15 protein-coding genes are annotated in these 26983 nt (G+C 61.6%); 7 read left to right on the top strand and 8 right to left on the bottom strand.

Going from position 1 to position 26983, the window contains the following annotated elements; all coding sequences use genetic code 11:
* Positions 1–29: 29 nt before the first annotated feature.
* The 4 genes from E4021_RS13660 to clpB all read right to left on the bottom strand — a co-directional run bounded on the left by E4021_RS13660 (position 30) and on the right by clpB (position 8525).
* On the bottom strand, positions 30–3596 hold the full coding sequence (locus E4021_RS13660) for a PASTA domain-containing protein (protein WP_136459927.1): 3567 nt from the start codon (positions 3594–3596) through the stop codon (positions 30–32).
* Positions 3597–3667: 71 nt separating this feature from the next.
* A complete protein-coding gene (locus E4021_RS13655; protein ID WP_136459926.1) occupies positions 3668–4105 on the bottom strand; it encodes a DUF2141 domain-containing protein in 438 nt (145 codons plus the stop codon).
* Positions 4106–4189: 84 nt separating this feature from the next.
* Complete coding sequence (locus E4021_RS13650) at positions 4190–5701, bottom strand: trypsin-like peptidase domain-containing protein (protein WP_136459925.1); 1512 nt, start codon at positions 5699–5701, stop codon at positions 4190–4192.
* A gap of 190 nt (positions 5702–5891) precedes the next feature.
* Entirely contained in the window at positions 5892–8525 is a 2634-nt protein-coding gene (gene clpB, locus E4021_RS13645; RefSeq protein ID WP_136459924.1) for an ATP-dependent chaperone ClpB, read from the bottom strand.
* A gap of 2826 nt (positions 8526–11351) precedes the next feature.
* Here clpB and E4021_RS13640 point away from each other — a divergent pair.
* The 3 genes from E4021_RS13640 (at position 11352) to E4021_RS13630 (ending at position 14596) form a co-directional block, all read left to right on the top strand.
* Positions 11352–13193, top strand: coding sequence for a sensor histidine kinase (locus E4021_RS13640; RefSeq protein WP_168797606.1), 1842 nt, complete (start codon positions 11352–11354; stop codon positions 13191–13193).
* A gap of 41 nt (positions 13194–13234) precedes the next feature.
* Positions 13235–13948: a LytR/AlgR family response regulator transcription factor gene (locus tag E4021_RS13635; protein ID WP_136459922.1), complete on the top strand. Its 714-nt coding sequence runs from the start codon at positions 13235–13237 to the stop codon at positions 13946–13948.
* Between the two features lie 123 nt (positions 13949–14071).
* A complete protein-coding gene (locus tag E4021_RS13630; RefSeq protein WP_136459921.1) occupies positions 14072–14596 on the top strand; it encodes a DsrE family protein in 525 nt (174 codons plus the stop codon).
* Here the strand turns inward: E4021_RS13630 and E4021_RS13625 are convergent.
* Positions 14593–16764: an FUSC family protein gene (locus tag E4021_RS13625; protein WP_168797605.1), complete on the bottom strand. Its 2172-nt coding sequence runs from the start codon at positions 16762–16764 to the stop codon at positions 14593–14595. The genes E4021_RS13630 and E4021_RS13625 overlap by 4 nt on opposite strands.
* Positions 16765–16908: 144 nt before the next feature.
* Between E4021_RS13625 and E4021_RS13620 the strand changes: the two genes are divergently transcribed.
* The 3 genes from E4021_RS13620 to madM are packed head-to-tail and all read left to right on the top strand — an operon-like array spanning position 16909 to position 19513.
* A complete protein-coding gene (locus tag E4021_RS13620; protein WP_136459919.1) occupies positions 16909–18387 on the top strand; it encodes an acyl-CoA synthetase in 1479 nt (492 codons plus the stop codon).
* Positions 18384–18764 carry a malonate transporter subunit MadL gene (madL, locus tag E4021_RS13615; protein ID WP_136459918.1) on the top strand — a complete coding sequence of 127 codons (381 nt, stop codon included), beginning with the start codon at positions 18384–18386 and terminating at the stop codon, positions 18762–18764. Before E4021_RS13620 ends, madL begins: the two co-directional genes overlap by 4 nt.
* Positions 18761–19513, top strand: a complete 753-nt coding sequence (madM, locus tag E4021_RS13610) for a malonate transporter subunit MadM (RefSeq protein WP_136459917.1) — start codon at positions 18761–18763, stop codon at positions 19511–19513. The genes madL and madM overlap by 4 nt, the downstream gene beginning before the upstream one ends.
* An 8-nt stretch (positions 19514–19521) precedes the next feature.
* Here madM and E4021_RS13605 read toward each other — a convergent pair whose 3' ends face one another.
* Both E4021_RS13605 and bshA read right to left on the bottom strand, forming a co-directional pair.
* Positions 19522–20601, bottom strand: coding sequence for a phosphotransferase enzyme family protein (locus E4021_RS13605; RefSeq protein WP_136459916.1), 1080 nt, complete (start codon positions 20599–20601; stop codon positions 19522–19524).
* A gap of 10 nt (positions 20602–20611) precedes the next feature.
* Entirely contained in the window at positions 20612–21775 is a 1164-nt protein-coding gene (bshA, locus tag E4021_RS13600; RefSeq protein ID WP_136459915.1) for an N-acetyl-alpha-D-glucosaminyl L-malate synthase BshA, read from the bottom strand.
* A gap of 117 nt (positions 21776–21892) precedes the next feature.
* Here bshA and E4021_RS13595 point away from each other — a divergent pair, with 117 nt between their 5' ends.
* Entirely contained in the window at positions 21893–23221 is a 1329-nt protein-coding gene (locus E4021_RS13595) for a leucyl aminopeptidase family protein (RefSeq protein WP_136459914.1), read from the top strand.
* 7 nt (positions 23222–23228) lie between these two features.
* On the opposite strand, the gene E4021_RS13590 is transcribed toward E4021_RS13595, so the two are convergent.
* Complete coding sequence (locus E4021_RS13590) at positions 23229–26843, bottom strand: alpha-L-rhamnosidase (protein ID WP_136459913.1); 3615 nt, start codon at positions 26841–26843, stop codon at positions 23229–23231.
* Positions 26844–26983 lie beyond the last annotated feature (140 nt).

Genomic DNA, 26983 nt, shown 5'->3' with positions numbered 1-26983 from the left:
GTCCTGCGCCGCTTCGGCCCGTTCCCGACTTACTCGCAATCGTCCGGCCGTTCGTCGCTGAGGTAAACGTCGACTTTCGCGCCGGTCTCCAGCGTGGCGCCGGCCCCCGGGTCGGTGCGCACGATCCAGGCGTCGTTGCGGTTGGCCACCTCCCCCATCACCCGGCCGATGACCAGCTGGCTGCCCGTGATGGCAAATTCTGCCGTCCCGAAGGTCTGACAGCGATAGTCGGCCAGGACCACGTCGTCGCCCCGGCGTTCGGTGATCACGAAGTCCAGCGTGCTGCCCATGGGCACCTTGACGCCCTCGCGCAGGTCCTCGTCGGTGATCTTTTTGCCGTCGTAGTAGAGGTACAGGATGGTGCCGTCCTCCTGCCGGGCGTCAAACTTGCGCTCGCGTACCCGGTACTTGAGGTTTTTCACCTTGAGCAGCCGCACGTACTGGTTGTAGTCGTAGTTGCCTACCAGGCTTGGAAGTACCACGTCGGGGGCTTCATCGCTGAGAATGGTCAGGTAGACCGTCCGGTTGTTCTTCACCCGGCTGCCTACGCGGGGCTGTTGCTGCACTACCAGTCCGGCGGGCTGGGCGGGGTCGAAGGCGCCGACCGTCACGTCGATCTTTAGGTCGTTGGCGTCAGCAAGCGCGCGGGCCTCATCGATCAGCATCCCTTCAAAGGTCGGTATCGCCATGCTTTCGCCGTGGTTGGTGTACCAATTAAGGCCGGTGCGCAACAACAGGAAGAGCAGGCCCAGGAAGAGCAGGGCGGCAATGACATTCTTTACCAAGGGACCGATAATTGAAGAGCGTTCGGGAGAATTGTCCCTGTGGGCGGTCACCGCGGGTGCCGGCTCGGTCCCGTAAGCCGTGGCCGCAGGTTGCACTACCGGAGGCGCCGTAGCACCGCGCCGTGTACGTTCCCGTGCGAAGTCGAGGATGGCGGCGATGAACTGATAGGGCTGGTAACCGGCGATGGCCGCCTGGTGAAAGATGGCGGTAGCCGGGGTAATGCCGGGTAGGCTGTTGACCTCGATCACTACGGTTTCGGCGCGCCCGTCGGGGTACACGCGCACGAAGGCGTCGATGCGGCAGTAGCCGGTCACGCCGAGCAGTCGGGCAGCGCGCTCCAGGTCGGCCTTGACCTGGTCGGCCACGTAGTCGTATCCGTACTCCCGGGTGGCCAGGCGGGCTGGGGTAAGGTTTTGTCCTTCGCCGGCGAGGAACTTCTCTTCCAGGCTCAGGATCTCTCCTCCGGCCAGGGCCTCACTGGGCTCGAAGACCTCGTACGTAATCCGCCCGTCGGCGTCGTAGTGCGTGAGCATCCCCCCGGTGATTTCCAGGAACTTGGTGGCACCAGCAGCCGTGATGGCCGCTTCGAAAAGGATGGTGGACTTGCCCAGCGGCCATTCTTCTTTCTCGCCGACCTTCAGGGTCCGGCGGGCCTGCTTTTCCTTCCCCGATCCGGGGCGGAAGGTAAGTTCGCAGTAGGCTTCCAGTTGCTCGCGGTTGCGCAGCAGCAGTACGGCTGAGCTGCAGCCGTCGTCGACGGGCTTGGCGATCAGGGGATAGGCAAAACGGTCCTCCACACGATCGTAAAAGGCGCGGGCGTTCAGCAGAAAATCTTCGCGTCGGCCGAGCCACTGTTCGGTGACGGGCAGGCCGCCCTGTTTCAGAACCTGCAGGGTTTCAAACTTGTCAATGGTGACCGCCGAGCTATCGGGTCCGGAACCGTTGTACGGCAGGCCCAAACGCTCGAGTTGTCGTTGTACCTGTCCGTCCTCTCCGGGCCGGCCGTGCAGCGCAATGAATACCAGATCGACTAACTCGGGCAGTTGGTCCAGGGCTACGTGGCGGGGGGTGAAAACGACGTCGGGGTCGGCGTAACGGGCCGTTATGGCGCGGCAGCTTCGGCGTATCTCGTCGATGACGGGGTGCTCCGCGGGTTTCGTGAGCTTGTCGCGGATGTCGTCGGCGTTGTCCTTGAGCAGGAGGTTGACCGGCAGTTGGTAGAGTACGAAGTCCTGCCCGCGCTGGTCGTCGTTCAGCGGAGCCGTCAGCATGAGAGGCAGGGGCCGGAACCGGTCGCTCGAGCTGAGCTTTTCGAATACGTTGCGCCCGCTCTCGACGCTGATGTGGCGCTCGAAGCTGGTGCCGCCCAGCAGTACGGCCACCCGTTCCCGGGCACCCGCGCTCGCCGCCAGATCGTCTAATTCGGTGTCCAGCTGGGCCATGAGCTCATCGTGGTCGCGCTCCTGCAGGCTCGTGCGGATGATGTAGGTCAGGAACTGCGAGGGACTCAGGCCGATCTCGGCGGCCTGGTGGAAGAAGAACGACGAGGGCATCATGCCGCTGGTCGTATTCGGATCGTTGAGGTAGATGGTGCCCTCCGGTGTGTAGAAGCCATCGATGCGGGCATACACCGCGAAGCCCAGTTCGCTGAACAGCCGCTCGGTCTCCCGCCGTATCCGCTGAATGGCCTCCGAAGGCAGGTCGATGGGCGTCACCTTGCGGCTGCGCCCGGGAAGGTACTTGCTGCGGTAGTCGAACAATTCACCCTCGAACTTCACGATCTCGGTGGGCGGCAGGGCCACTACCCCACCGTCGGGCTTGCGCAGCACGATGGTGCTGAATTCCTTGCCGTTGATGAAGCCCTCGATGATGACGCGCTCCTCGCTTTGGTGGCCTTCCAGCACGACCAATGGGTGACCGCCATCGTCGGCGGCCTTTTCCAGGTAATCGAAAAGGTCGTCGGGGGTATAGAGTGTCAGCCGGTGGTCGCCCCGCTGGGCGTCCATGGGGAAGGCGATGCCGTCGCGCAGGTCACTTACCCGGCGCACGTACTCGATGCGGTCGGCGGGCGAACGGTTGGCGTAGTCCGCCAGCAGCAGTGCTTCGCGGAAGAAGGCCGCGTTGACCGCCCGCTCGAAACCGGCGAGCCCCTCCTCTTCGTGCAGGATGGAAACTCCGATACTGCTGCCCTGCCGGGCCGGGCGCACCACCATGGGCCAGCCGATGCGCTCCAGCGACCGGTGGAAGAGGTCTTCGATCGCGCCGTCGGTCAGGGCGTCCTGCTCGATGACCAGGATGGGGGGTGAGGGATAGCCGGCGCGGGACATGAGCTCCTTTTGCAGGGCCTTGTCCATCCCGATCTCGCTGGCTTCCACGCCACTGCCGGTGTAGGGGACGCCGGCGTATTCCAGTTCGCGCTGGAGTTGCCCGTCCTCGCCGTACTCCCCGTGGAGGGCCAGAAAAGCGATGTCGATCAGTTCGGGCAGTTCTTCCCGCCGGATGCGGCGCCCGATGTGGGTACCCATTTCCTCGAGGGCCAGTTCGTCCTGCGGGCCCAGGCTTTCCTGGTAGACCTGGAAAGCGTGCCGACTTTCGGGGGCGAGGGATACGGGCGGAAAAAAGTCGCGGATGCTGCCGCGGTAGAGGTATTGCCAGTCGAGGAGGTACCAGCGCCGGAAGCTGTCGACGAAGATCGGCACCGGCTCGAAGAGCGACTTGTCCAGGTTATCGTATACCGTACGCCCTCCGGCAAAGGAGATTTCGCGTTCCCGGGAGGGGCCGCCGAAGAATATGCCTACTTTAATACTCATACGCTGGTTTAAAAGACCACCCGGGGGCCGGTCTTATTGGGCCGCGAAGTTAAGGGCTTACCACGACTTGTTTAGCGCAGTTCCAGTGGCGGCAGACCCACTTCCGGCCGGAAAACGAAGCTCATCTCTTCGAAGCGCGGCTTGCGGAACCAGCTTTGCAGGGGGCGGCTCAGCGCGTAGGGCTCGGCGGGCAGCCCCAGGAAATTGGTGTCCAGTTCGCCGTTGTCGTTCACGTCGTGGAACACGGCGATGGCGTAAGCCTTGCCCACCCTCAATTCATCGATTGCCAGTCGGGCCGATCCGGCCGCGCGCACGGGCTGCTGTACCAGGCGAGCCCGGTGGCGGTCCAGAAAGTCGTTCTCAGATTCGTAAATGCCCACCCAAAGCGAACCCTGGTCACTGCGGATGTTGTCGATCTGCAGCACGAGGGTAGCCCGCTCCCCACCGCCCGGCGGGGTGGTGGCGGTCCCGAAAAACAACAGGAACAGGATCAGAAGCGGGAGTTTCACACCCTTAGAACAAAGCGGGCGGCCCCTTTGTGAAGAGGGACCGCCCGCGTAGTAAGCTTGTTTGGTCGGATACTACACCTACCGCTATTTCACGATGGCGTACTTGTAGGTCCGTTCGGGGTTGTCGGGATAGACACCCTCCAGGGTCACCGCGCCTTTGCTGCTTTCGAGCAGACGCTGCAGTTGCTGTACGTCCTCAACCTGGCGCCCGTTGACGCGGGTAAGGATAAAGCCGGGCCGGACACGCGTCTGCTCGGAGAGCAGCCCGTTGCCGAGCTCGGTTACGGCAACTCCGCCCTGGAGACGCAGCTGGCGGACGTCGTCCTCGGAAAGGTCTTCGAACTTGGCACCGAGGGAAGCTACGGCCTCCGGCTTTTCGCTCGGCCGGACGATGCCGGTGGTACCCTCGGAATTCTTCAGCACGACGGTGAAGTCGCGCTCCTTACCGTCGCGTTCGGCGGTGATGGTCACCTGATCGCCGGGGCGGTGGCGGCCCAGTTGCTCCAGCAAGGTGCTGTTGCGGAGGGTGCGTACGCCGTCGACGGCCACAATGACGTCGCCGCTCTGGATACCGGCTTCTTCGGCGGCACTGCCTTCCATTACCTCGAATACGTAGACGCCGTTGTTGCGGTCAATGTCGAGTTCACGGGCGTAGGCCGTATTCAACTGACGGATCTGGGCACCCAGCAGGCCACGCTGCACTACGCCGAACTCCCGCAGGTCCTCGGCTACCTTCTTGACGATGGCACTGGGAACGGCAAAGCTGTAGCCGGCGAAAACACCGGTAGGACTGCTGATGGCCGTATTGATGCCGATGAGGTCACCGTTCTGGTTTACCAGGGCACCGCCGCTGTTGCCGGGGTTGACGACCGCGTCGGTCTGGATGAAGGATTCAATGGCAAGGTCGCCACCGCTGCGCCGCACGATATCGATGCTGCGGCCCTTGGCCGAAACGATACCCGCGGTTACGGTGCTGGTGAGGCTGAAGGGATTACCTACGGCTACCACCCACTCCCCTACCCGCACATCGTCGCTGTTGGCGAACTGCACGGTGGGCAGACCGGTCTCTTCAATTTTCAGGAGGGCAATGTCGGTAGTGGGGTCCGTGCCGATCACCTTGGCGGTGTAGGTGCGTTCGTCGTTGAGTACCACTTCCAGGGTTTCCGCGTCCTCGACCACGTGGTTGTTGGAGACGATGTAGCCGTCGCTGCTGATGATCACGCCGGAACCACTGCCCTGCTGCAGGGGCATCTCCTGATCGTTGCCGCCGCGGCCGGGATTACCGAACAGGTCGCGGAAGGCATCGGGGAGCTGATCGGGATCGATACCAAAAGGGATCTGGCCACCACGCCCGGCGGGCTTGCTGGCCTTGATGTGCACGACGGCCGGCAGGGAACGTTCGGCGGCGATGACGAAACCGTCGGTCGGGGCCGGCACCACCCGCGTACCGGGGGCGGTGGCAAAGGAGGTTAAACTGGTCGGAGTATTGGCGACCTCCACGTATCGTGTATCGCCCCACCCCAGGTAGTTCGCACCGCCCAGGGCGATGAGCCCACCCAGTACGGCGACGAATACGATTAAGAGAAACTTTTTCATTTGACGTTGCTGTTTATTTGTTGCACTCGGGATTTAGTGGGAGAAACCACGGCAATAAGACGGTATTACCGCAAATATGGTTGGTGCGCCGTTGCCTTCTTAACAGTCTTTAACGGCGTTTGGATCAGACGGGCCGCCGCCCCTCCGATACCCCACCCGTGGAGTCAGGAAAGGGGGCGGCGGCACCACCTTACACCAGCGGAGACTCTTCGGCCTGCCGCTCACCGGCCCGCGCCTGCCGGAAGACCACGACGTCGCCGAAGACGTCCAGCACGACCTGGCTGCCCGGTTGGATGTCGCCCTGTAGCATCTGCTTGGACAACTGCCGGAGTACGCGCTTCTTGATCACGCGCTTCAGCGGGCGGGCACCGAATTCCGGATTATAGCCTTCGGCGGCCAGCCAATCCATGGCCTCGGGGGCCACCGAGAGGTGAATGTCCTGGGCGGCCAATTGCTGCATGACCTGATCGAGCTGCAGCTCGACGATCTGCCGGATGTCGCCGCGGCCCAGGGGACGGAACATGACCACGTCGTCGATGCGGTTGAGGAACTCGGGTCGTACCGTTTGCTTCAGGACGTTGAACAGGGTTTCCTTGGTCTCCTTGATGATATCTTCCTCGTTGGAGGGGTTGATCTGCGAGAATTTCTCGCGGATGATGTCGGAGCCGATATTGGACGTCATGACGATGATCGTATTCTTGAAGTTGGCTACCCGTCCTTTATTGTCGGTCAACCGGCCGTCGTCGAGCACCTGCAGCAGAATGTTGAACACGTCCGGGTGGGCCTTTTCGATTTCGTCTAGCAGTACCACGCTGTAGGGCTTGCGGCGTACGGCTTCGGTCAGCTGGCCTCCTTCGTCGTAGCCTACGTAGCCCGGAGGGGCACCCACCAGCCGGCTAACGGCGTGGCGTTCCTGGTACTCGCTCATATCGATGCGGGTCATCATGTCGGCATCGTTGAAGAGGTATTCGGCCAGGGCTTTGGCCAGCTCCGTCTTACCCACCCCGGTGGTACCCAGGAAGAGGAAGGAGCCGATGGGCCGGTCCTGATTGCTCAGTCCGGTCCGGTTAAGCCTGATGGAATCAGCGACGGCCTCCACGGCCTCGTCCTGACCGATCACCCGCCGGTGCAGCTCTTCCTCGAGGTGCAGCAGTTTTTCCCGCTCGCTCTGCAGCATGCGGGTGACGGGGATGCCCGTCCAGCGGGCCACGATCTCGGCGATGTCCTCGCTGTCGACCTCTTCCTTCACCAGCATTTTGGCCTTCGTCTGCATTTCACTCAGGCGGCCGGTGTAGGTTTTCAGTTCGGCTTCAACCTGCGGGATTTGTCCGTAGCGGATCTCGGCCACCTTGGAGTATTCGCCGGATCGCTCGAGGCGCATGGCTTCGTTCTTCAGTTCGTCGATGCGCTGTTTGGCCTGCTGGATGCCCAGTACCACCTCGCGTTCCGTTTCCCACTGGGCGCGCAGTTCGTTGCGGCGCTCTTCGAGGTTGGCGAGGTCTTGCTTGATGCGGTCGATCTTCGCGGCGTCGTTTTCGCGCTTGACGGCCTCCCGTTCGATCTCCAACTGCCGGATGCGGCGCTCGAGCTCATCGAGTTCCTCGGGCATGGAGTTCATTTCCAGGCGCAGCCGGGCGGCGGCCTCATCGATCAGGTCGATGGCCTTATCGGGCAGGAAGCGGTCGGTGATGTAGCGCTCGGAAAGCTGAACGGCGGCCACTACGGCCTCGTCGAGAATGTTGATCTTGTGGTGCGTTTCGTAGCGCTCCTTGAGGCCACGGAGGATCGAGATGGCGTCCTCCTCATTGGGCTCATCGACCGTTACCTGCTGGAAGCGTCGCTCGAGGGCCTTGTCCGTCTCGAAGTATTTCTGGTACTCGGCCAGCGTGGTGGCTCCGATGGCGCGCAGTTCGCCGCGGGCCAGGGCGGGCTTGAGGATGTTGGCGGCGTCCATGGCGCCCTGTCCCTTTCCGGCCCCCACCAGGGTGTGAATTTCGTCAATGAAGAGGAAGATCTGTCCCTCGGCCTGGGTCACTTCGTTGATCACACCCTTGAGGCGCTCCTCGAATTCGCCCTGGTACTTAGCCCCGGCGATCAGGGCACCCATGTCCAGGCTGTAGATATCCTTTTCCCGCAGATCTTCCGGCACGTCGCCGTTGACGATCCGGTGTGCCAGGCCTTCCACGATGGCGGTCTTACCCACGCCGGGTTCACCGATCAGTATCGGGTTGTTCTTACTGCGGCGGGCCAGGATGTGCAGCACGCGGCGAATCTCCTCGTCGCGGCCGATGACCGGATCAAGTTTGCCGTCGCGGGCCCGCTCGTTCAGGTTGATGGCGTATTTCTCAAGAGAATTATAGGCGTTTTCCGCGCTGTTGGAGGTCACCCGCTTGCCACCGCGGAGCTCCTCGATGGCCAGTTTGAGTTCCTTGGTGCGGATGCCGGCGTCCTTAAGTACCTGTCCGGCCGGGTCGTTGATCTTCAGGGCGGCCAGGAGCAGGTGCTCGATGGACACATACTCGTCTTTCATATCGCGCGCCACTACGTTGGCCTGCTGGGCCAGTTCCACGCCCGCACGGCTGAGCACCTGCTGCGCGCCGGTGACTTTGGGTACGCCGCTCACGATGCTGTCGATGGCGGATTTGATCGCCTGATAGTTAACGGCCAGTTTCTTGAAGAGGAATGGCGTTACGCTTTCGTCCACTTCAAAGATGGCCTTCAGGATGTGCCCCGGCTCAATGGACTGCTGCTGATTGCCTACCGCGATCTCACTCGCCCGCTGCAGCACCTCCTGACTTTTGATGGTGAAGTTGTTGAAGTTCATAATCGTTGTTTTATCTGTCGGTTGACGGGGCATTTGGCTGGCTACCAACCGATGGGTTTATCTGTCCTTGCACGTCGCAGCTGAAACCGAAATACGCTATACACCGGTTCGCCGCTTGCGTCCTATTAAGATAGGCAAACTGCGCACCCAAAACTCACGTCGGTAATTTTGTCAGCTTCAACTGGTTATAGCATGACATTTTTTCAGCCGCGCCCGCAGGTGCCGTCTTCCGATCCAGCGCGGAGGTTAGTGGTTGAACACGCATATGCGTATTTCCTGATTCAGAACACCCCACTCCCAATTCAGAACATCCGTTTTCAAATTAGCGACTTTCTCAATAGATGTACCTACGTTTGTATCATCACAAGCAACAAAAGCATACCCACCGACCCTGTCGTCTTATTTACGGCACAGCACGTTCCCGCCACCCGGCCATGCGTGAATGGTGATCATCTCCTCTGCAACCGGCCGGCCCCGGTACCCGTGTTCGGGGGATTTCTCGCACCGTTGCCCCAAAATATACAGGTTGGATAAATTTCAGATCGACCGGACCAAGTGAAATTGGTTCGGTCGATTTTTTTCCAGCCACTCCGAAGACGTACATTCGTCGCCCGGAAAGATTAAGTGTCTCTCAATTCAATGTGTTAAAAACAGTGTTTACGGGGGTGCCGACCTGGTCGGCACCCCCCTATTTTTGCCCCAGTCGGACAGAAAAGATCCGCCCGACGCATGCACCGGTGCGGTCAAATTCCTCTGGGTTCCGCCCCCGGTCAAATGCCCGCCCCCCGTTCCGCCGTTGGCTTCCGGTCTTTCTCCTTAGAAAAAGGAGCCCGAAACCCATTTTTTCCCGCTACGGTTCAGTCATTCAGAACACCCAGGGCACCACTCAGCACAAAAAATGTCCAAAGTCGCCGAATTGGCAAAAACGGACTTAGGTTTGTCCCAGACAACGATTAGAGAGACACTATTTTGATTTGACACTTTTTATTACGCACAATTTCATTTGTACTCAAGCCAATTGATGATCTCCTGAGACATCAATTTGGACAAGTCAACAACCGCCCGATCATTAATTTGATTCGGGCGGTTCTTTTTTGCCCCCTGCCTGCCCGAAAACACCTTCTGGCGGCTGCGTCCCCGGCTTCCCGGATGCCGCCGCCGCTTCTCACCTCGTCCTAATGTAATTTCCACCACACAGCTCAGTTCAGAACACAACCTGGTGGATTCAGAACAAGATGCTCCCGTCCTTCGTGATTCTCGAACCGATGTACCTACGTTTGTTTCATAACGAACAAGGGAGTGATGATCCCTTAGCTGTGTACAGCAGTCCGCAGCACCCGCATTACTTGTTTGAGACCAGAACGCTACAATTTCACAGATCGACGACACAAGGTTATAATCCCAAAATGATTCGCATTTAGAGTTATTGAATCGCCCGGGCCATCACATGGCCCGGGCGATCTTTTTGGTGGACCTCGCTCATCGACGTTTTCTGAATCTGTGCCCCCGCCCGGTTGAGCTGGCCATTCCGGGCCGAAATTTCCAGATGCGACTTCGTAAAGTCGAACGGTTCTTGAAGAAGAGGAAACCCTGTTGTACGGCTAAAATCGGGCGATGTTCGAACTTTTACTAAAATTCAGAACAATCTGGCCCGGATTCAGAACAAGGGACCTACAATTTTCGCCACTTTGAAATCAATGTACCTACGTTTGTTTCATACAAAGAGAGACACAGCCTTCAAAGAGAGACGTAGTCTTATAAAGAGAGACCAGTTTTTTATCGTGTTGCGAGCGTATTTGAGAGACACGCACATTCTTGCTTACCTATTGTACCGCAAGATCTTGTAGGACCGCAACAAGAGTTTATGATCCCGAATTACTAAACAGTTAGAGTTATTTAACCGCCCTGATCCTCGCACGGTCAGGGCGGTTTCTTTTTGGCCCGAACCCTGGTGGGGCAGTACAGTATCCAGCATACTTCGGGCACGTCGGGTACGAGCCGCCACTACCTGTGCCGGTGAAAAAACACGCAAACCTCCGCCCCCCCACCGGCCCGCGTTGGGTATTCCACCGGATTCAGAACACCCTGCCCCGGGTTCAGAACATCCAGCTTCGGATAGTACGCGGGAGCGGCCCGGGTGAAATATGTTTGTATCATCATAAGAAAAGAGCGTTACTGCAAACTGCGGTAATTGACAGAGAGAGAGCGAGTTTTTAATCCCGAAACTAGTTTATAAGCAGAGCGTACAGAGACACTACGGACTCACGATTTTCACCCACAGATGCTGAAAATCAATGTCCCAGAAACGAATTGGATTTGGAATTTTTGTTCGCCCGGACCACATTGGTGGCCCGGGCGGATCCTTTTAAAGGCATTCCCTGAGCCGCCCGCGCCAACCCTCACCGGTGATCCTAACCGGTAAACTGCCGGATTCAGAACAGGCAGTTCCCTATTCAGAACATGCCTCCCCTATGATGGTAGTGACGGGCTTGAGAGGAGTAATTTACACTTACACTAATTGGTCATACCGGTAATATTTGGCTATGCCGCCATTCCTTGCCGTTTCCCTGATCATTCAGGAAAGCCTTTTAGTTGCATTATCAAACTGTCTTTCAGATTTGACCCATTGACCCGAACGACCTTTCCCTACCGCGCGCCTTTACCCTCTCCGGTCACGGTAGGAAAAGCTGACGGCGAGACGGCGAGCGATCGATTCGGAAGACTACCTAATAAGTTGTTGGCCGTACCTTTATCCGTCCAAGTATTTGGTGGGTTGCGGTCAGGACCAGTCTGGGTTTACTGACCCCCCTCATGAAAATACCTAGCGTGAACCCAACCAAAATCCTGCTGCTGTACATTCTGCTGCTCCCGTGCGCTCTGGTGCACGGACAGAGCGAGAACATGTGGCGCCAGCTCTTCACCGCTGAGGACCTGATCACGGCAAGTAAGAACGACAGCGCAATAACCGTGCTGAACCAACTTAACGCTTCCCTGGCGTGTGAGGACACCGAACCGTGGGTCGACAATTTCCGCCTGCTCATTCGCCTGAAGCACTGCAACGCCCTCCTCCGGGCCCGGCGCTTCGGCGAAGCCACCCAGAAACTGCTGCGCCTCATCGACGATGCCCAACAGTCCCAGCGGCATTCCATTCTGGCGGAAGCCTATATCTGGCTGGCCTTCATCCACCAGCATCAGCAGCAACCCCAGGAGTGCCTCTCCCTGTTGCAGCAGGCGGATGCGATTATCCGTCAGCATGGACTGCGGACGCTCGTCCCCATCCTGCACAACCGCATGGCCGGTTACCACCGCTACTTCGGCGAAACGGAAAAAGTGTACGACCATGCTTCGGAAGCCCTGACGAGCGCCAAAGAGCAAAACAATGCCCACCAAATAGCCCTGGCACATTTCAACCTGAGCTTCTACTACCGCGAAAAGGACCTCCAGGCCAGCGAGGAGCACCTCCAGGAAGCAACCGACTACTATTACAACACCGGCAGCATGGGCGACTACTTCGCCATGACACTGGTGCTGACCGGCCTCAAGATCGAGAGCGGGAACATGGCGGAAGCCCTGGAGGCCAACGACTCTTCGCTGATCTACGCCGCCAAGGTGATCGAAACGGATAGTACCTACCTGAATCGGGTCTACGACTACCGCGCCACCATCCTGAAATCGATGGGTCAGATGGATTCCGCCTGGCACTACCTGCAGCTGGCCCACGACGCCGAACTCGACCACGTCGACCGGATGAACCAGCAGAATGCCGTCGCGATCGAGGACCGCTACAACAGCGAAAAGAAAAGTCTCCTCATCGCCGAGCAGAGCAAACTGCTGGCCTACGAACGCTCACGGATCGCCCGCCTCCTGCTCATCTTCGTATTGGTGATCGTGATCCTCTTCCTGGCCTATCTCGTCACCAGCCGCGTCCGGCGATCGCGCGACGCCCTGGAGCAGCAAATGATCACCCAACTTAAAAACGATCAGCTTTCCGAATCGCTGGCCCAGCAAAAGCTACTGCAGGGCGAGGTACACCACCGGGTGAAGAACAACCTCCAGATCATCATCAGCCTCCTGCAGATGCAGATGAAAAAGCTCAACGACCCCGCCGCGCGGGCCCAACTGGACGCCATGGCGGGAAGGGTATACAGTATGGCCGCCGTCCACGAGATCCTCTACCAGCAAGGTCGGGTAGGTGAGATCAACTTCCGCACCTACGCTACCAAGATCTGTCACCACTTTGAAATGCTGTCGGAACTGCCCCACGCCTCCCATTTCGACCTCGACGTCGGCGATTTCTGGTTCAACCTCGAAACGGCCATCCCACTGGGCACCATGTTCAACGAACTGCTCACCAACAGCTTCAAGTACGCCGTAGTTCCCGGCCAGCAATTGCGCATCAGCGTTACGCTCACCGAAAACGACGACGAACTCCTGCTCACGTACCACGATAACGGCCCCGGATTTGACCCCGCCGCCCTGGATGGTCGGGACAGCGGACTCGGTAGTTACCTGATCCGGGGAATGAGCCGGCAATTGCGGGGCCGGGTCGAGGTCTCCAACGAGAATGGCGCCACCACCCGCATCTGGTTCCGGCGCAAGAACGAACACCTTGGTCAGCCCACGGGAAAAGACAGAATTACTACCTTGGAGGCACCGATTACCGCCTAACCCGTTCAAACCGCCCCCCGAAGGGCAAGAGTTCCTTTTAGATGCAGCAGACGCCCCCTTCCGCCTCCGGTCGCCGCATACTCATTGTCGAGGATGAATTCATCATTTCCGACACCATCGCCGACCAACTCCGGGAACAGAATTACATCGTTACCGGAGAAGCCATTTCCTACGACGAAGCCGTCGAACTCTACCATAAATCCCCCCCCGACCTGGCCCTGCTCGACATTCGGCTGAGCGGACCGGAATCCGGCATCGATTTCGCCCACTTCCTCCGGGCCCAGAAAGAGCAGATCCCCTTCGTCTACCTTACTTCCCAGGTCGACGAACAGCACCTGGCCCTGGCCCGCGAAACCTTTCCCGCCGGCTACCTCAGCAAGCCCGTCCAGATCAACAGCCTGCTCACCACCATCGACGTGGCCCTGCACAACCACCAGTCGCAGCAGCAGGAAGAAACGGTGGCCGTGAAGACCGGTCAGGCTACCCACATCCTGCCCCTCTCGGCGATCCGCCACCTGCGCGCCGATCACGTCTACGTGCAGGTGAGCCTCGTGGACCAGAAGCCGCTTGTCCTGCGCCGTTCCCTGAGCGACCTGGTGTCCGAGATCAACCACTTCAGCATCGTACAGACCCACCGCAGCCACGCCGTGAACCTTCAGCACGTCACGCGCTACGAACACCGGACCGTCTACATCGACGACGACGCCGTACCTATCAGCGACAAGTACCGCGACCAGGTGCTTTCCCGCCTCTGATCCATCGTTTACCTGGGGGCGCGGCCGCGGGTGCCGGAAGCCGTGGTTGGCGCCGTGCGGGCCGGCCCTTACCTTCGCTACACCGTAGCCGACCAGCGACCGACGCACCCTAAATCCACTATCATGCGCACCTTGCTCTTTCTGTTGACCCTGGCACCCGCGCTCATTGCCGCCCAGGGAAAAGTCACGCCCGTAGTTCCCTTCGGCGGCATCTACGAGATCCCGGAGGCCACCGTGCGACCCGATCCCGACCTGGAATACCGAATGATCATCGACGTCGTGACCGGAGCGGAAACGCCCGACAGCGTAGGGCAGGGACTGCATAACGTGGCCCGCATGCTCAACCTCTTTGCGGTAGGCGGCGTACCGGCCGATCAGGTTTTCGTGGTGCTGGCCATCCACGGCGGGGCTACCGTGGGGGTGATGGACGACTACCACTACCGCGAGCGCTTCGGGGTGGATAACCCCAACCTGCCTCTCATTGAATCGCTGAAACAGGCGGGCGTAAAACTGACGGTTTGCGGCCAGTCGCTGCGCGGCCGCGACGTACCGGTGGAGGCCGTCGTACCGGAAGTAGAAATTGCTACTTCCATGCTCACCACGGTGGCCATGTACGAGATGATGGGGTACGGTCTGCTGCGCTTCTAGACGCCGCGCGCAAGGGCCAGCCGCCCCGGCAATTCCCGTTGCAGCCCGTCGATCAACCCCCGCAAGTAGCGGTATTCCCGCAAGAACAACCGTTTTTCCCGCTGCTGACCTTCCGATTCCGCCGGTCCGGTGAAGTAGGCCAGGGCCCCGTCCGTTTCCGTGCGCGGGGGAAGTGGTCTGGTGTGCCCCGTCTCCAGCAGGTCGCGGCACGCTTCCAGTCGGTGGGTAAGGTCATTGATGAGGGCTGAGAAGTGCTCGTGGGATACACTCACCGGATGGTGCTGGAGATAGGTGCCCAGGTAAGCGATGGAGGATAGGATTTGATGATTGCACGTCACGATGCGCGAAAGGCTTTCGGTAGCTGCCCGCTTGCGGACGGGTTCCCGCAGGGCCCGTGCGTAGCTGTCGTCGAGCTCGCCCAGGTATACAAAGGCGTGCCGCCGGGCGATGCGGTAGGCCAGGCTGTCGTCTTCCCGGTTCAGGTAGAGGTTGGATTCTTGCCGCAGGTAATTGCCGATGCCGTCCAGGGCCCGGACCATCAGTTTGGGGATCGACCGGCTTTCCCAGGCCGGCCAGAGTAGTCGGCTGGCAACAAACGAGAGCGCCGCGCCAATCACGGTATCGACCACCCGGTAGGCGATAACCGTGTAGGCATCCGGGTGCAGGAGGGCGTAGGTGAACACCAGATTGAGGGTAACGAAGAAGGCGGAGATGCGGTAATCGCGGTCGAGGTAGGTGAACACGAATGGCATGGCCGCCGCCCCGATCACGGCGTATACCAGGTGGCTGTCGGTGAGCCAGACCACCCCGGCCGCTACTACGGCTCCGGCGAGGGTGCCGAGGGTGCGCTCTACGCTGCGGTCCTTGCTCTGCACGTAGGTGGGGCGCATGATCACGACCACGGTAAGAATGATCCAGTAGGCGTTTTGCAGGGAAAAGTAGCGGCCGATCAGGTAGCCCAGCAGTACCACGAGTGACAGGCGCAGGCTGTGCCGGAAGGCAGCCGAATCCATCGAAAAGTTTTCCCGCAACACCGACCAGTCGGTGTCGGCCGGCGGCCTCAGGCGCGACTTGGCCTCCCGGGAAAAGATGGCGTGGCTGACCAGCCCACGGGTATCGGCCAGCCGTTCGATGGTCCGCAACTTGCCGATCTGCTTTTCGAGGTTGTCGTAGAGGATGTAGAGGTAGTGCTCACCCCGCTCGTCCGGTGCGGGGCCTTCCGCTCGGCGCTCCCCCAGGGAAGCCAGCCGCTGGGCCAGGGTATCGGGGTGGGCGGAGACGAAGTTGCGCGATTTGAACGCAACGCGCCGCAGGCTGGTGGCTACTTGTTCCAGTATACCGGCCAGCTCGGCTGTTGTGTTGGAGGTGTCCGGTTGGCGGGCTTCGGGACGCACGGGCACCGCAGCCCCGAGTTCTACCAGGTCGACGAGCTCCAGGTAGAGTACGCCTTCCCGGGATTGCTCGCCGAGGGTGTCCTGTTTGGGCGACTGTCCCAGGAAGTAATCGGTCAGCACCTTGCGGATCTCGTTGATGCGGTTGTGGGTACGGATGACTTCCGGCCAGAGATGGTCCGGATCCTGGGCGACGACCTGCCGGCTCTTCAGTTCGAGGTAGTCGGCGGTCAGCTGGATGCAATCGTTCAGCAATCCGAGACGGTAGCGCTTGTAGCGGAAGGGATGCACGATCACGTTCAGCAGGATGAACCACAATCCGCCCAGACCGATGTACAGGGCACTGAGCACGATGTCCCACCCCGCTTTGGGAAAGGCGTAGGCCAGTACCAGCGCCAGCAACCCGCTGAACGAGACCAGCCCCGCCCGCTTCCCGAACACGGAAAGGTAGGCGGTGACGAAGACCAGCAACGGAAGCGCAAGCACGTGGAGTTCGCCCGCGGTATGGGCCAGCTGGATCAGTACGATGTTCACGACGGCCAGGAGCAGCCCGTACACCATATTTTTCAGGTGATCGAGCTTGTTGCCCGGCAGGTCGCAGATCGAGACCAGAAATACACCCACCGCGCAGCTCACGCCGGTCGGCAGGTCGGCCACCGCGGTACTCAGCACCAGCACCGACAGGATGGCCAGCACCATGAGCACCCCACGGGAGAAGGCATAGTCCTTCAGCAGTCGGATAATGCGCCGCCGGGCCACCAGGGCAATTCGGTCCACTCCCATCGGGGGTAATTGAGTACGTTAGGTACTAACTACCCCCCAGCGGGCAAAAGGGTCGATTCGCCACGGTGTTTTTGCCCGCGGGAGCGGTATTGCGGCCGGCAGTGTACATTGTCAGGACTACACCAACCGCTCTCCGCCGTGCTTCCACTTATCCAGCGTGCCGATTCCTTCCGCGACCGAACAGCCATCAGCGACGGGGCCACCGACTTTACCTACGCTGAACTGCTGAGCCGGTCCGAAGCCATTGCCCGCGCGCTCCTGGGCGACGAGGAGGACCTGCGGGAAGCGCGGGTGGCATTTCTGGTGTCTCCGGGTTTCGACTACGTCGCCGTCCAGTGGGGCATCTGGCGGGCCGGGGGCATCGCCGTCCCACTGTGCGTAAAGCACCCCCTGCCCTCCCTGCAGTACGTCATCGAAGACACTACGGCCCGTTCCGTCGTCTACGGTCCGGAGTTCCGGGAACGGCTGGAACCGCTATTCGGGCCCATCGACACAGACTTCGTGGCGATCGACGATTTGGCGGGGGGCGCCCAGGAACTGCCGGAGGTGACCCGCGATCGCCGCGCTATGATTCTGTACACCAGCGGTACGACCGGTCGGCCCAAGGGGGTGGTGACCACCCACGCCAACCTGGAGGCCTCGATCCGGACCCTGGTTGAGGCCTGGGAGTGGTCGGAAGACGACCGCATCCTGAACATCCTGCCCCTGCACCACGTCCACGGCATCGTCAACGTGCTGTGCTGCGCCCTCTGGAGCGGGGCCTGCTGTGAGTTCATGCCGCAGTTCGACGCGGGGGAGGTATTCGAACGATTTGGCACGGGGCGGATAAATGTCTTTATGGCGGTCCCGACGATCTACTTCAAGCTTATCACACATTACCGGCAGCTGCCCGTGGAGGATCAGCGCGAGCTGTCGCGCAAGCTTCGGGCGTTCCGGCTGATGGTTTCTGGCTCCGCCGCCCTGCCGGTGTCGGTACTGGAGACCTGGCGGGAGATCAGCGGCCACACCCTGCTCGAGCGCTACGGCATGACCGAAATGGGCATGGCCATCAGCAACCCCTACAACGGGGCCCGCCGGCCGGGCTTCATCGGGCAGCCGCTGCGGGGCGTGACCGTCCGGCTGGTCGACGAGAACGAGCAGGAAGTGCCCGAGGGCGAACCCGGCGAGATCCAGGTGAAGGGAGAGAACGTCTTCCTGGAATACTGGAACCGCCCGGCCGCTACCGCGGAGGCCTTCTCTCCCGACGGCTGGTTCCGCACGGGCGACATTGCCGCGTGGGAAGACGGTGCCTACCGCATCCTCGGCCGCAACTCCGTGGACATCATCAAGTCCGGCGGCTACAAGATCTCGGCCCTTGAGATTGAGGAGGTACTGCGTCAGCACCCGGCCATCGGGGAATGCGCCGTAGTGGGCATACCCGACGAAGAATGGGGGGAGATCATCGGGGCCAGTCTGATCGTAGAAGGGCGACAGCTCGACCTGCAGGAACTCAACGACTGGCTGAGGGAGCGCCTGCCGGGCTACAAGGTTCCGCGGCGCTATCTCTTCCAGGACGAGCTGCCGCGCAACGTGATGGGCAAGGTGACCAAGCAGGAACTCAAGCAGCTCTTCGCATGACCATCTATGGCGTGGCGCTGCTGGCTTTCTGCTTCCTGGCGGGCAAGGTAACGGGCACCCTGCTCGGAGCGGCTATCGGCATCAACGGCGACGTGGGCGGGGTGGGCTTCGCCATGCTGCTGCTCATCTTCCTGAACGCCTGGCTAAAACGCCGGGGGTGGCTGGACGGGCCCACCACCGCGGGCATCCTGTTCTGGAGCTCGATGTACATCCCGATCATCGTGGCGATGGCCGCGGTACAGAACGCCACGGCGGCCCTTTCCGGCGGTTGGCTGGCCCTCATCGCCGGGGTCGCGGTGACCGTCGCCGGACTGTCGCTCGTCCCCCTCTTGTCGCGAATCGGCCGCCCGCCCGCACCCCAACCGCCGGGACCATGACGGAGCTCATCACTGAAGTATTAATTAACAATGGACTGCTGTTCGCCTTCCTTTTCGTGGGGGTCATCATGCTGGTCTCTTTCTGGCTGACACGCCACCTCTTTCGCGGGCTCATCCCCGGGGTGGCGCTGGCCATTCTCATCGGGCTCGGCCTGGCGTTCCTGGGGGGCAATAAGGGGATCGCCGATTTTCCCCTCTTCGCGGGTATGGCCCTGCTCGGGGGTTCCATGCTGCGCGACTTCGCCGTAGTGGCCACCGCCATGGGGGCCGATCTCGACAAGATCCGCCACGCCGGCCCCGCTGGCGCGGTGGCGCTGCTGACGGGCGTACTGCTTTCCTTCGTGCTGGGCGTGACCATCGCGTGGGGCTTGGGCTACCACGACCCGGTGAGCCTGGCCACGATCGGTGCCGGGGCCTGCACCTACATCGTCGGGCCCGTCACGGGTACGGCACTGGGAGCAAGCTCGGAAGTGATGGCCATAAGCATTGCTACGGGAGTGGTCAAGACCATTGCCACCACGGTACTTACGCCGCTGATTGCGCGGCGGGTGGGACTGGACAATCCGCATTCGGCCCTCGTTTTCGGCGGACTGCTGGGCACGACCAGCGGCGTGGCGGCCGGCCTGGCGGCTACGGATCCTAAACTGGTGCCCTATGGCGCGCTGACGGCCACTTTCTACACCGGACTGGGTTGCCTGCTCTGCCCGTCGGTTCTCTACCTGGCCCTGCTCTGGCTGAGCGGCTGGTAGGCGGGGATTCAGGAGGTACGCACGACTTCGTCCAGCTCCGGAAGGCGATCCAGGAACTCACGCGTCAAGCGCAGCTGATTGCGGGCCCGCCGCAGGTTGTGGTCGGGACTGGTGATCTTGTAGTAGACGTCGCCGGAGAGGTAATCGGTTAGGAAGCGCACCCCCATGATGAAGGTCATGTAGGCCCCTGACAGTCCGAGGTGCCTGAGCTCTAGAGGCGAGAGGACGTCGCGGGTGACTTCCAGGTAGCCGGCGGTGAATGCCCGGAATTTGTCCATGTCCACGGTCACCTTGCTGAGGTCGGCCTCATCTTCATTGGCCGTTCCGATGCCGGAGCGGACGGCGTCGCCGAAGTCGAAGTGGACGATGCCCGGCATGACGGTATCGAGGTCGATCACGCACTTGCCCCGATCGTCGGGGGTGAGCAGCACGTTGTTGAACTTGGTGTCGTTGTGGGTGACGCGCTGACGGATCTGACCCTCCTTGTGGAGCCGGTTGATGACGAGCAGGTCGTCTGCCATTTTGACCACCTGCCGGATGGCCTCCGGACAGGCGCGCTCGCGACCGTTTACCGGCTGCGCACGCGCCGCCTCAAAGGCCCGCAGTCGCCGGGCCAGGTCGTGAAATCCGGGGATCACCTCAGTCAGCCGCGCCGCCGGAAAATCGTCCAGGAATCGCAGGAAGTAGCCGTAGGAGCGGGCCCCTTCGTAGGCTTGTGCGGGCGTGGCTACCAGGTCGTACGCGTGCAAAGTATCCAAGAACAAAAAGACCCGCCAGTAATTGCCGTCCGGCGTTCGGTGATAGGGGTCACCCGTCCGGGTGCGTACGACGGTCAGGGTGGTCTGCTCGTTGGCCGGCGGCGGGGCCTGGGCGATCCGTCCGCGCAGGTGATCGGTGACCAGGACGATATTCTCCATGAGCCCTTTCACGTCGGGAAAGACCCGGTGATTGATGCGCTGCAGCAGGTAGTCAGGGCCGCCGGGCATTCCGTTGCGGATGCGAAAGGTATCGTTGATGTGGCCGCCGCCGAAGGCTTCGATGCTCGCGATGGTCCCGTCCAGACGGAAGTGTTGGGCGATTTCGTGCATGCCGGGTACGCTAGCAGTCCATTACGGGTTCCTCCGGCCGGGAGCGGCTGGCGCGCAGCACTTTCTCGTAGTAGGCTTCGTACTGGGGGATCATCCGGTCGATGTCGAAGCGTTCGGCCTGCTTCAGGGCGGCGGCGCGGAACCGCTGCAGGGTTTCGTCGCTCTCGAAGATCTTCATGACGTCCTCGGCCATTTTGTCGACCATGCCCACGCCGGAGGTGAAGCCGGTGACCCCGTCGATATTCACCTCCGGGATGCCGCCTACGTTGCTCGACACCACGGGCACTTCACAGGCCATGGCTTCCAGGGCGGCCAGACCGAAGCTCTCGCTGGCGGAGGGCAGGAGAAATACGTCGGCTACCGCCAGCAGTTCCTCAACCGCGTCCTGCTTGCCGAGGAAGCGGATGTCTTTGGTGAGGCCCAGGCGTCGGCTCAGGTCCTCGCACTTGTTGCGCTCCGGTCCGTCTCCGATGAGCAGCAGCTTGCTCGGCGTCTGGTCGTTGATGATCTTGAAGATGTAGATCACGTCGTCGACCCGCTTGACGGGCCGGAAGTTGGAGACGTGGATAAGGATGCGCTCACCCTGGGGGGCGATGGCCTGCTTGAAGTGGTCCTTGTTGTTCCGCTTGAAGCGCTCGAAGTCGATGAAGTTATAGATCACCTGGATAGGCCGGCAGATCTCGAAATTGTCGAGGGTAGCTTTCTTCAGGGCGTCGGATACCGCGGTCACCCCGTCCGATTTGTTGATCGCGAAGGTGATGGTGGGGGCGAATGCGGGATTGGACCCGACCAGCGTAATGTCGGTGCCGTGCAGGGTCGTCACGAAGGGCACGTAGCGGCCGCGGCTGATCAGGATCTTGCGGGCCATGTAGGCCACTGCCGCGTGGGGCACGGCGTAGTGGACGTGCAGCAGATCAAGTCCGTAGTTCTCGACCACGTCGACCAGTTTGGAGGCCAGAGAGGTTTCGTAGGGCGCGAATTCGAACAGGGGGTAATCCGCCCCGCTGTCCACCTCGTGGTAAAAGACGTTCTCGTGGAAGAACCCCAGGCGTGCCGGACGGCGGTAGGTGATGAAGTGGATTTCGTGTCCGCGACGCGCCAGCCCCAGGCCGAGTTCAGTGGCCAGGACGCCACTACCTCCGTAGGTGGGATAACAAACGACGCCGATCTTCATAAAGGTCTTTTTGCGGGAACGCGGGTGCAAGGGTCTATTCCAAATGCAATATGCGTTCAAATAGTTTGCTGCCCCGGCGTAGGTGAACCTCCCCTTCCCCGGTGACCTTACTGCACTATGACCAAGATTACGCTACTCTCCGCTACCGGCGCGGACGACTTTACCGGCGCCGTACCGCCCGACTCCTACCTGCGCACCCTCTCGCCCCCCCGCATCATTGCCCGTTTGCCGGAAAACGCGGCACCCGCGTCCGCGCGAAAACTGGGACACCTCCTGAGCCACCAGGAAGCCAAGCACCTGGAGTCGACCGTGGAAGTGGAGGCCGCCGGCATCGACGCCGACCTGGCCGCGGCCTTTCTGGGCGGACTGCGCATGGGCAGCTACTCCGCCGGCGCACGTAAGGAAGGGCACAAAGCCCACCCCCTCTCCGCGGGAGACTTTTCGCTGACCCCACCCTCCGCCGCCGCCGAGCGGGAACTCATACTGGCCAGCGTCCAGAACCGCGTCCGCGCCCTTGTGGACGCCCCCGCCAACAAGAAGCGGGCGCAGGACCTGGCCGCCTGGGCCGTCGACAGCGGCAAATCCCACGGCTACGAGGTGAAGGTGCTGGACAAGAAAGCCTGCCTGGACGAAGGGCTGCACGGCCTCCTGGCCGTGAACCGCGGCAGCGAAGACCCCGCCGTGCTCATTGTTTCTGAATACCGCGGCGCGCCCGACCAGGAGGACGTCACCGCCATCATCGGCAAGGGCATCACCTTCGATACCGGCGGCGTGAGCATCAAGGGCAGCCAGAACCTGCACCTGATGAAGAGCGACATGGGCGGGGCGGCAGCCACCTTCGGGGCGGTCGAGGCGGCGGCCCGCCTGAAGCTTCCGGTCAACGTGGTCGGCATCGTACCCGCCACCGACAACAGCGTGGACGCCCTGAGCATCAAGCCCAGCGACGTGATCGAAAGCCACGCCGGCAAGACCATCGAAATCATCGACACCGACGCGGAGGGCCGCCTGGTCATGGCCGACGGACTATCCTACGCCGTCAAGCACTACGCCCCGACCACCCTGATCGACGTGGCAACCCTGACGGGCAGTGCGGTGCGCACCTTCGGCTACGTCTGCGCCGCCACCCTGAGCAAGAACGAGGAACTGGTGGAGCAATTCCGGCGCGCCGGCGACGCCTCCGGAGAGCGCGTGTGGCCGTTGCCGCCGTGGGACGATTTCGCAAAGGGACTGGAAAGCGACGTAGCTGACGTCAAGAACTTCAGCGGCACGCCGCTACACGGCGCCACCGACGCCTTCAAATTTCTGGAGAATTTCACCCACGGCCACGAACGCTACATCCACTTCGACATTGCCGGGGTGGCCCTTACGCAGGGGCCTTTCGCCAAGGATCGTCAGGCCACTGGCTTCGGCGTGCGGCTGTTCGTGGAATGGCTGCGGCAGCGGTAGGTCGTGATCATCGCAAGGCCGTAAAGGTGTAAGTCCCCGAAGCCAGGTCAAAATTCGCGCGGCCGGCGGCGAATCCGGAAGGTTTGATCCCCGGTCGGGCGGACACTTCCTCCCCACTCTCGCGCACGGAAGCGGGATCGGAGGTGGGCAACGCCAGGCTGGCCGTGGTATTGGCGGGCACCGTGACGCGGTAGGTGAGGCGGTCGCCGTCCGTTTCCCAGGCCGCGGAGATGCGGCCGTAGGGAGAGTCGTAGTGGCCGGAGGCTTCGGTCATTTGACCGGTGGGGTCGGGTTCGGGGCGCAGGTTGAAGGACTTGAAGCCGGGGGCACCGCGCTGAATGCCGAGCGAGTGCGCGATCATCCACTGTCCGACCGCGCCAAAGGAGTAGTGGTTGAAGCTGTTCATGCTGTTGTTGTCGCCGAAGCCGTCCTCGATGGTGTATGAATTGAGCCGTTCCCAAATGCTGGTGGCCCCCTGCGTTACGGGATAGAGCCAACTGGGGTAATCTTCCTGCTGCAGCAGGCGGTAGGCCACATCGGTGTAGCCGTGGTCGGACAGGGCTTTGCTCACCCAGGCGGTACCGATGAAGCCGGTCATGAGCGAGTAGGGTGGCCGTGCCACGCCCCCGTCGTCCTCGTTCCGCCGCGCCACGGCTTCGGCCAGCCGGGCGGCGAGGCTGTCGGCCGTGGCCCCCTCCACCGCGCCCAGCGCCAGGGGCAGGGCGTAGGAAACCTGGGTATCGACGTAGTTCGGCTTGCCGTTCAGCAGCTTGCCCTGCCGGTCGGCGGGCGGTGCGCCCCAACTGTTACTTACGTAGCCCGAGCGGACGGTGCGATAGGTGCCCGGCTCCAGGTAAGTGCGCAGGAAATGTTGGCGGCGCTGTTTCACCCGCTCGGCGTAATCGGCGGCCGCTGCGTCGTGCCCGAGCACCCGGGCTACCTCCGCCATGATTCGCAGGTCGAAGATGTAGTAGGCTTCCCAGAGCAGGGTATTATCGTTCTGCTTCCCTTCCGGACTGAGCCAGTCGCCCAGTTGGCTGCCCGCCATGACGTTCGTGGCGGAATCGATGTTCCCCTCCAGGAATTCCAGGTAGGACCGCATCGCCGGGTAGTGTTCGCGCAGCACCGCCGTATCGCCGTACTGCTGCCACATCTCCCAGGGGATGGTCACGCCCGCGCTGCCCCACAGGATACCGCCGAAACCGTCGAAGGCGGGGGCCACGTCGGGGAATTTGCCGCTGGCGTACTGAATGTCGCGCATGGCCATCAGGTGGCGGCGGAAGAACTGGTCGGCGTCGCTGAAGTAGGTAGCCGTGCGGCTGAAGACGCTGATGTCGCCCGACCAGCCCATGCGCTCGTTGCGCTGCGGGCAATCCGTGGGTATGCTCAGGAAGTTGCCGTACTGCGAGCGGACGATATTGTCGAAGAGCTGGTTGACCTTGGCGTTGGACGTCTGGTAGTCGGCGGTGACCTCATGAACGGAGCTGATGACCAGTCCCTTCACCGCATCCGGCGGCGGGGGCACGTCCACGCCGGTGATCTCCAGGTAGCGGTAGCCGTGAAAGGTGAAGCGCGGCTGGAGCACGTTGGGGCCCGCTTTGGTGATGTAGTGGTCGTGGGTAAGGGCCGCACGCAGGTTTTCGACCATGATCATGCCCACCTTGTCGCCGTAGGCGGGCAGGTCGGGGTAGCGCACTTCGGCGTAGCGTACCCAGATATCGCGGCCGGCTTCCTGGTCGCCGAGGTCGATGCGCGGCACGCCCACCATATTGGTGCCCATGTCGTAGACGTACACGCCAGGCCGGATCTCCTCCACGGACTGGGCCGTCAGTTCCTGCACCACGCGGGCATTATCGCCGATCTGCCCGATCAGTTTCATTTCCGAGTAGTCGACCGGCGTGCCGTTGTTCTCACCCTGGAACGCCGTGCCTTCCAGCGGAACGGTACGGGCCGGTGACCAGGCGGAGTCGTCGTAGCCGGCGGTGGTCCAGCCCGCAATGGCGTCCTCGCGGCGGGCGTCGAAAACTTCGCCCTGGAAGAAGCTGCCGTAGCGTAGGGGGCCATCGGTGTATAGGCGCCAGTTCTCATCCGTGGTGATGGTCTGCGTGCTGCCGTCGGCGTAATCGATCACCAGCAGGGCGAGCAGCGACTGCCGGTCGCCGAAGTAGTTCCAGTTCAGTCCGGTGAAGGTGTAGTTGCCGCTCCACCAGCCTTCGCCGAGCCAGGCGCCAATGGCGTTGGTGGCGCCGGCCTCCACGCGGTCGGTCACGTCGTAGGTCTGATACATGTGCGTACGGTCGTACTGGGTGAGGCCGGGGTTGAAGTAGTCCTCCCCTACCCGCTCGCCGTTCAGGAAAACTTCGTACACCCCGCGGGCGGTGACGTAGAGGCGGGCCTGGTCCACTCTGGGCTTGGCTTCGAAAGTGGTGCGCAGCATCGGCGCGGCGTGGTGACTGGGATCGGCAACCACGAACGTACCGTCGGCCCCGCCGCGCAGGTGGTAGCCCCGTTCGTCGGCCTCCAGCACCCCGGCGAAGATGCCCCGGTAGTCCCCGCCGGTGTCCTCCGCCCAGAGCACGTTGGCCGGGGCGCGGAAATTCCGGATCGCGACCTCCGAAAAGGTGGCCTGCTGGCCGGCGGGGACGGCAAACCCTACGTCGGCCACCATGGGATAACCGATGACGTCGCTGGCCCCGTGCGGATTGACGATCAGGCCGCCGCGCCCCCACCCGCCCTGGTAATAATCCGGGTGGTCAGCCCCGATCTCCGTACCGTTGATCAGGATGCGGGTATTGCCGAAAACGCTGGTGAACTCTATCCGGTGGGGGTCGTACCGCCCGTCGGCCGCAATGACCGAATCGGGTACCGGCAGCGTGAAGAGCGGCCGGCCGGCCCCGTCCTCCCGGGTATAGCCCACGCGGTAAAGTCTAATGGTGGCCTGCGGACCGGCTATGTCGAGCTCCAGGCGCACGTAGCTGCTGTCGCGGGGACTCGCCACGCCGTACAGGTTCTTGTGGGGGTCCAGCAGGCGGACATCGTTGGCGCCGTACACGAAAGAGGCACGCGTACTTTCGCTGTCGCGATCGAGTTGTACAGTGTACGCCAGGCGGAAAACCGAGAGGTAGTGGCTCTGCAGGATCAGGTCTTCCGCACCGCCGCCGATCCATTGCGCGCCGCGCCAGGCGGATTCGCGGGTATCCAGCAGGCCGGTTTCGAACCAGGATTGCGCGCGACGGGCTTCCCCTCGTTGGTCATAGACCGTTACCGCCCAGTCGTAGCGCGTAGTGGGTTGCAGGGCGGGGCCATCGTAGGGGATGCCCAGGGCTTCTCCGCTCGTGATTCGCCCGCTGTCCCAGATAAGCGTATCTCCGGGCCCCGAAACCTGGATTTGATAGGCAGTTTGTTGCCACCCGCGCGCCGCCGCCCCCTGTTCCAGTTGCCAGCTGAAGCGGGGCGTTTGCACGTCGATGCCCAGGGGGGTGGACGAATATTCCACCTCCAGACCCGTGATCTCCTGCGCCGCCAGCGTATTCACGGAGCCAAACAGCGAGGCAAGGAGCAGGATGGAAAGGGTGGTAACGGAACGGAACCGCGGAAGATGAAATGCGGGATGGAGCATCATGGGGAAGGAAGAATGAACCGTGAATGATACGGCATCCCCGACCAATGGGTATCGGGTGGTGTCCGGGTATCCCGAACGGCCGATGACTCCGCGGAAAAACAATCGCGAAAATAACGAACAAATTGTTTTAAATACGCATT

The sequence above is a fragment of the Neolewinella litorea genome (assembly GCF_004803465.1).
GTDB classification, from domain to species: domain Bacteria; phylum Bacteroidota; class Bacteroidia; order Chitinophagales; family Saprospiraceae; genus Neolewinella; species Neolewinella litorea.
Note: the sequence above shows the minus strand (reverse complement) of the source record. Positions and strands in the feature narration are given on the sequence as shown.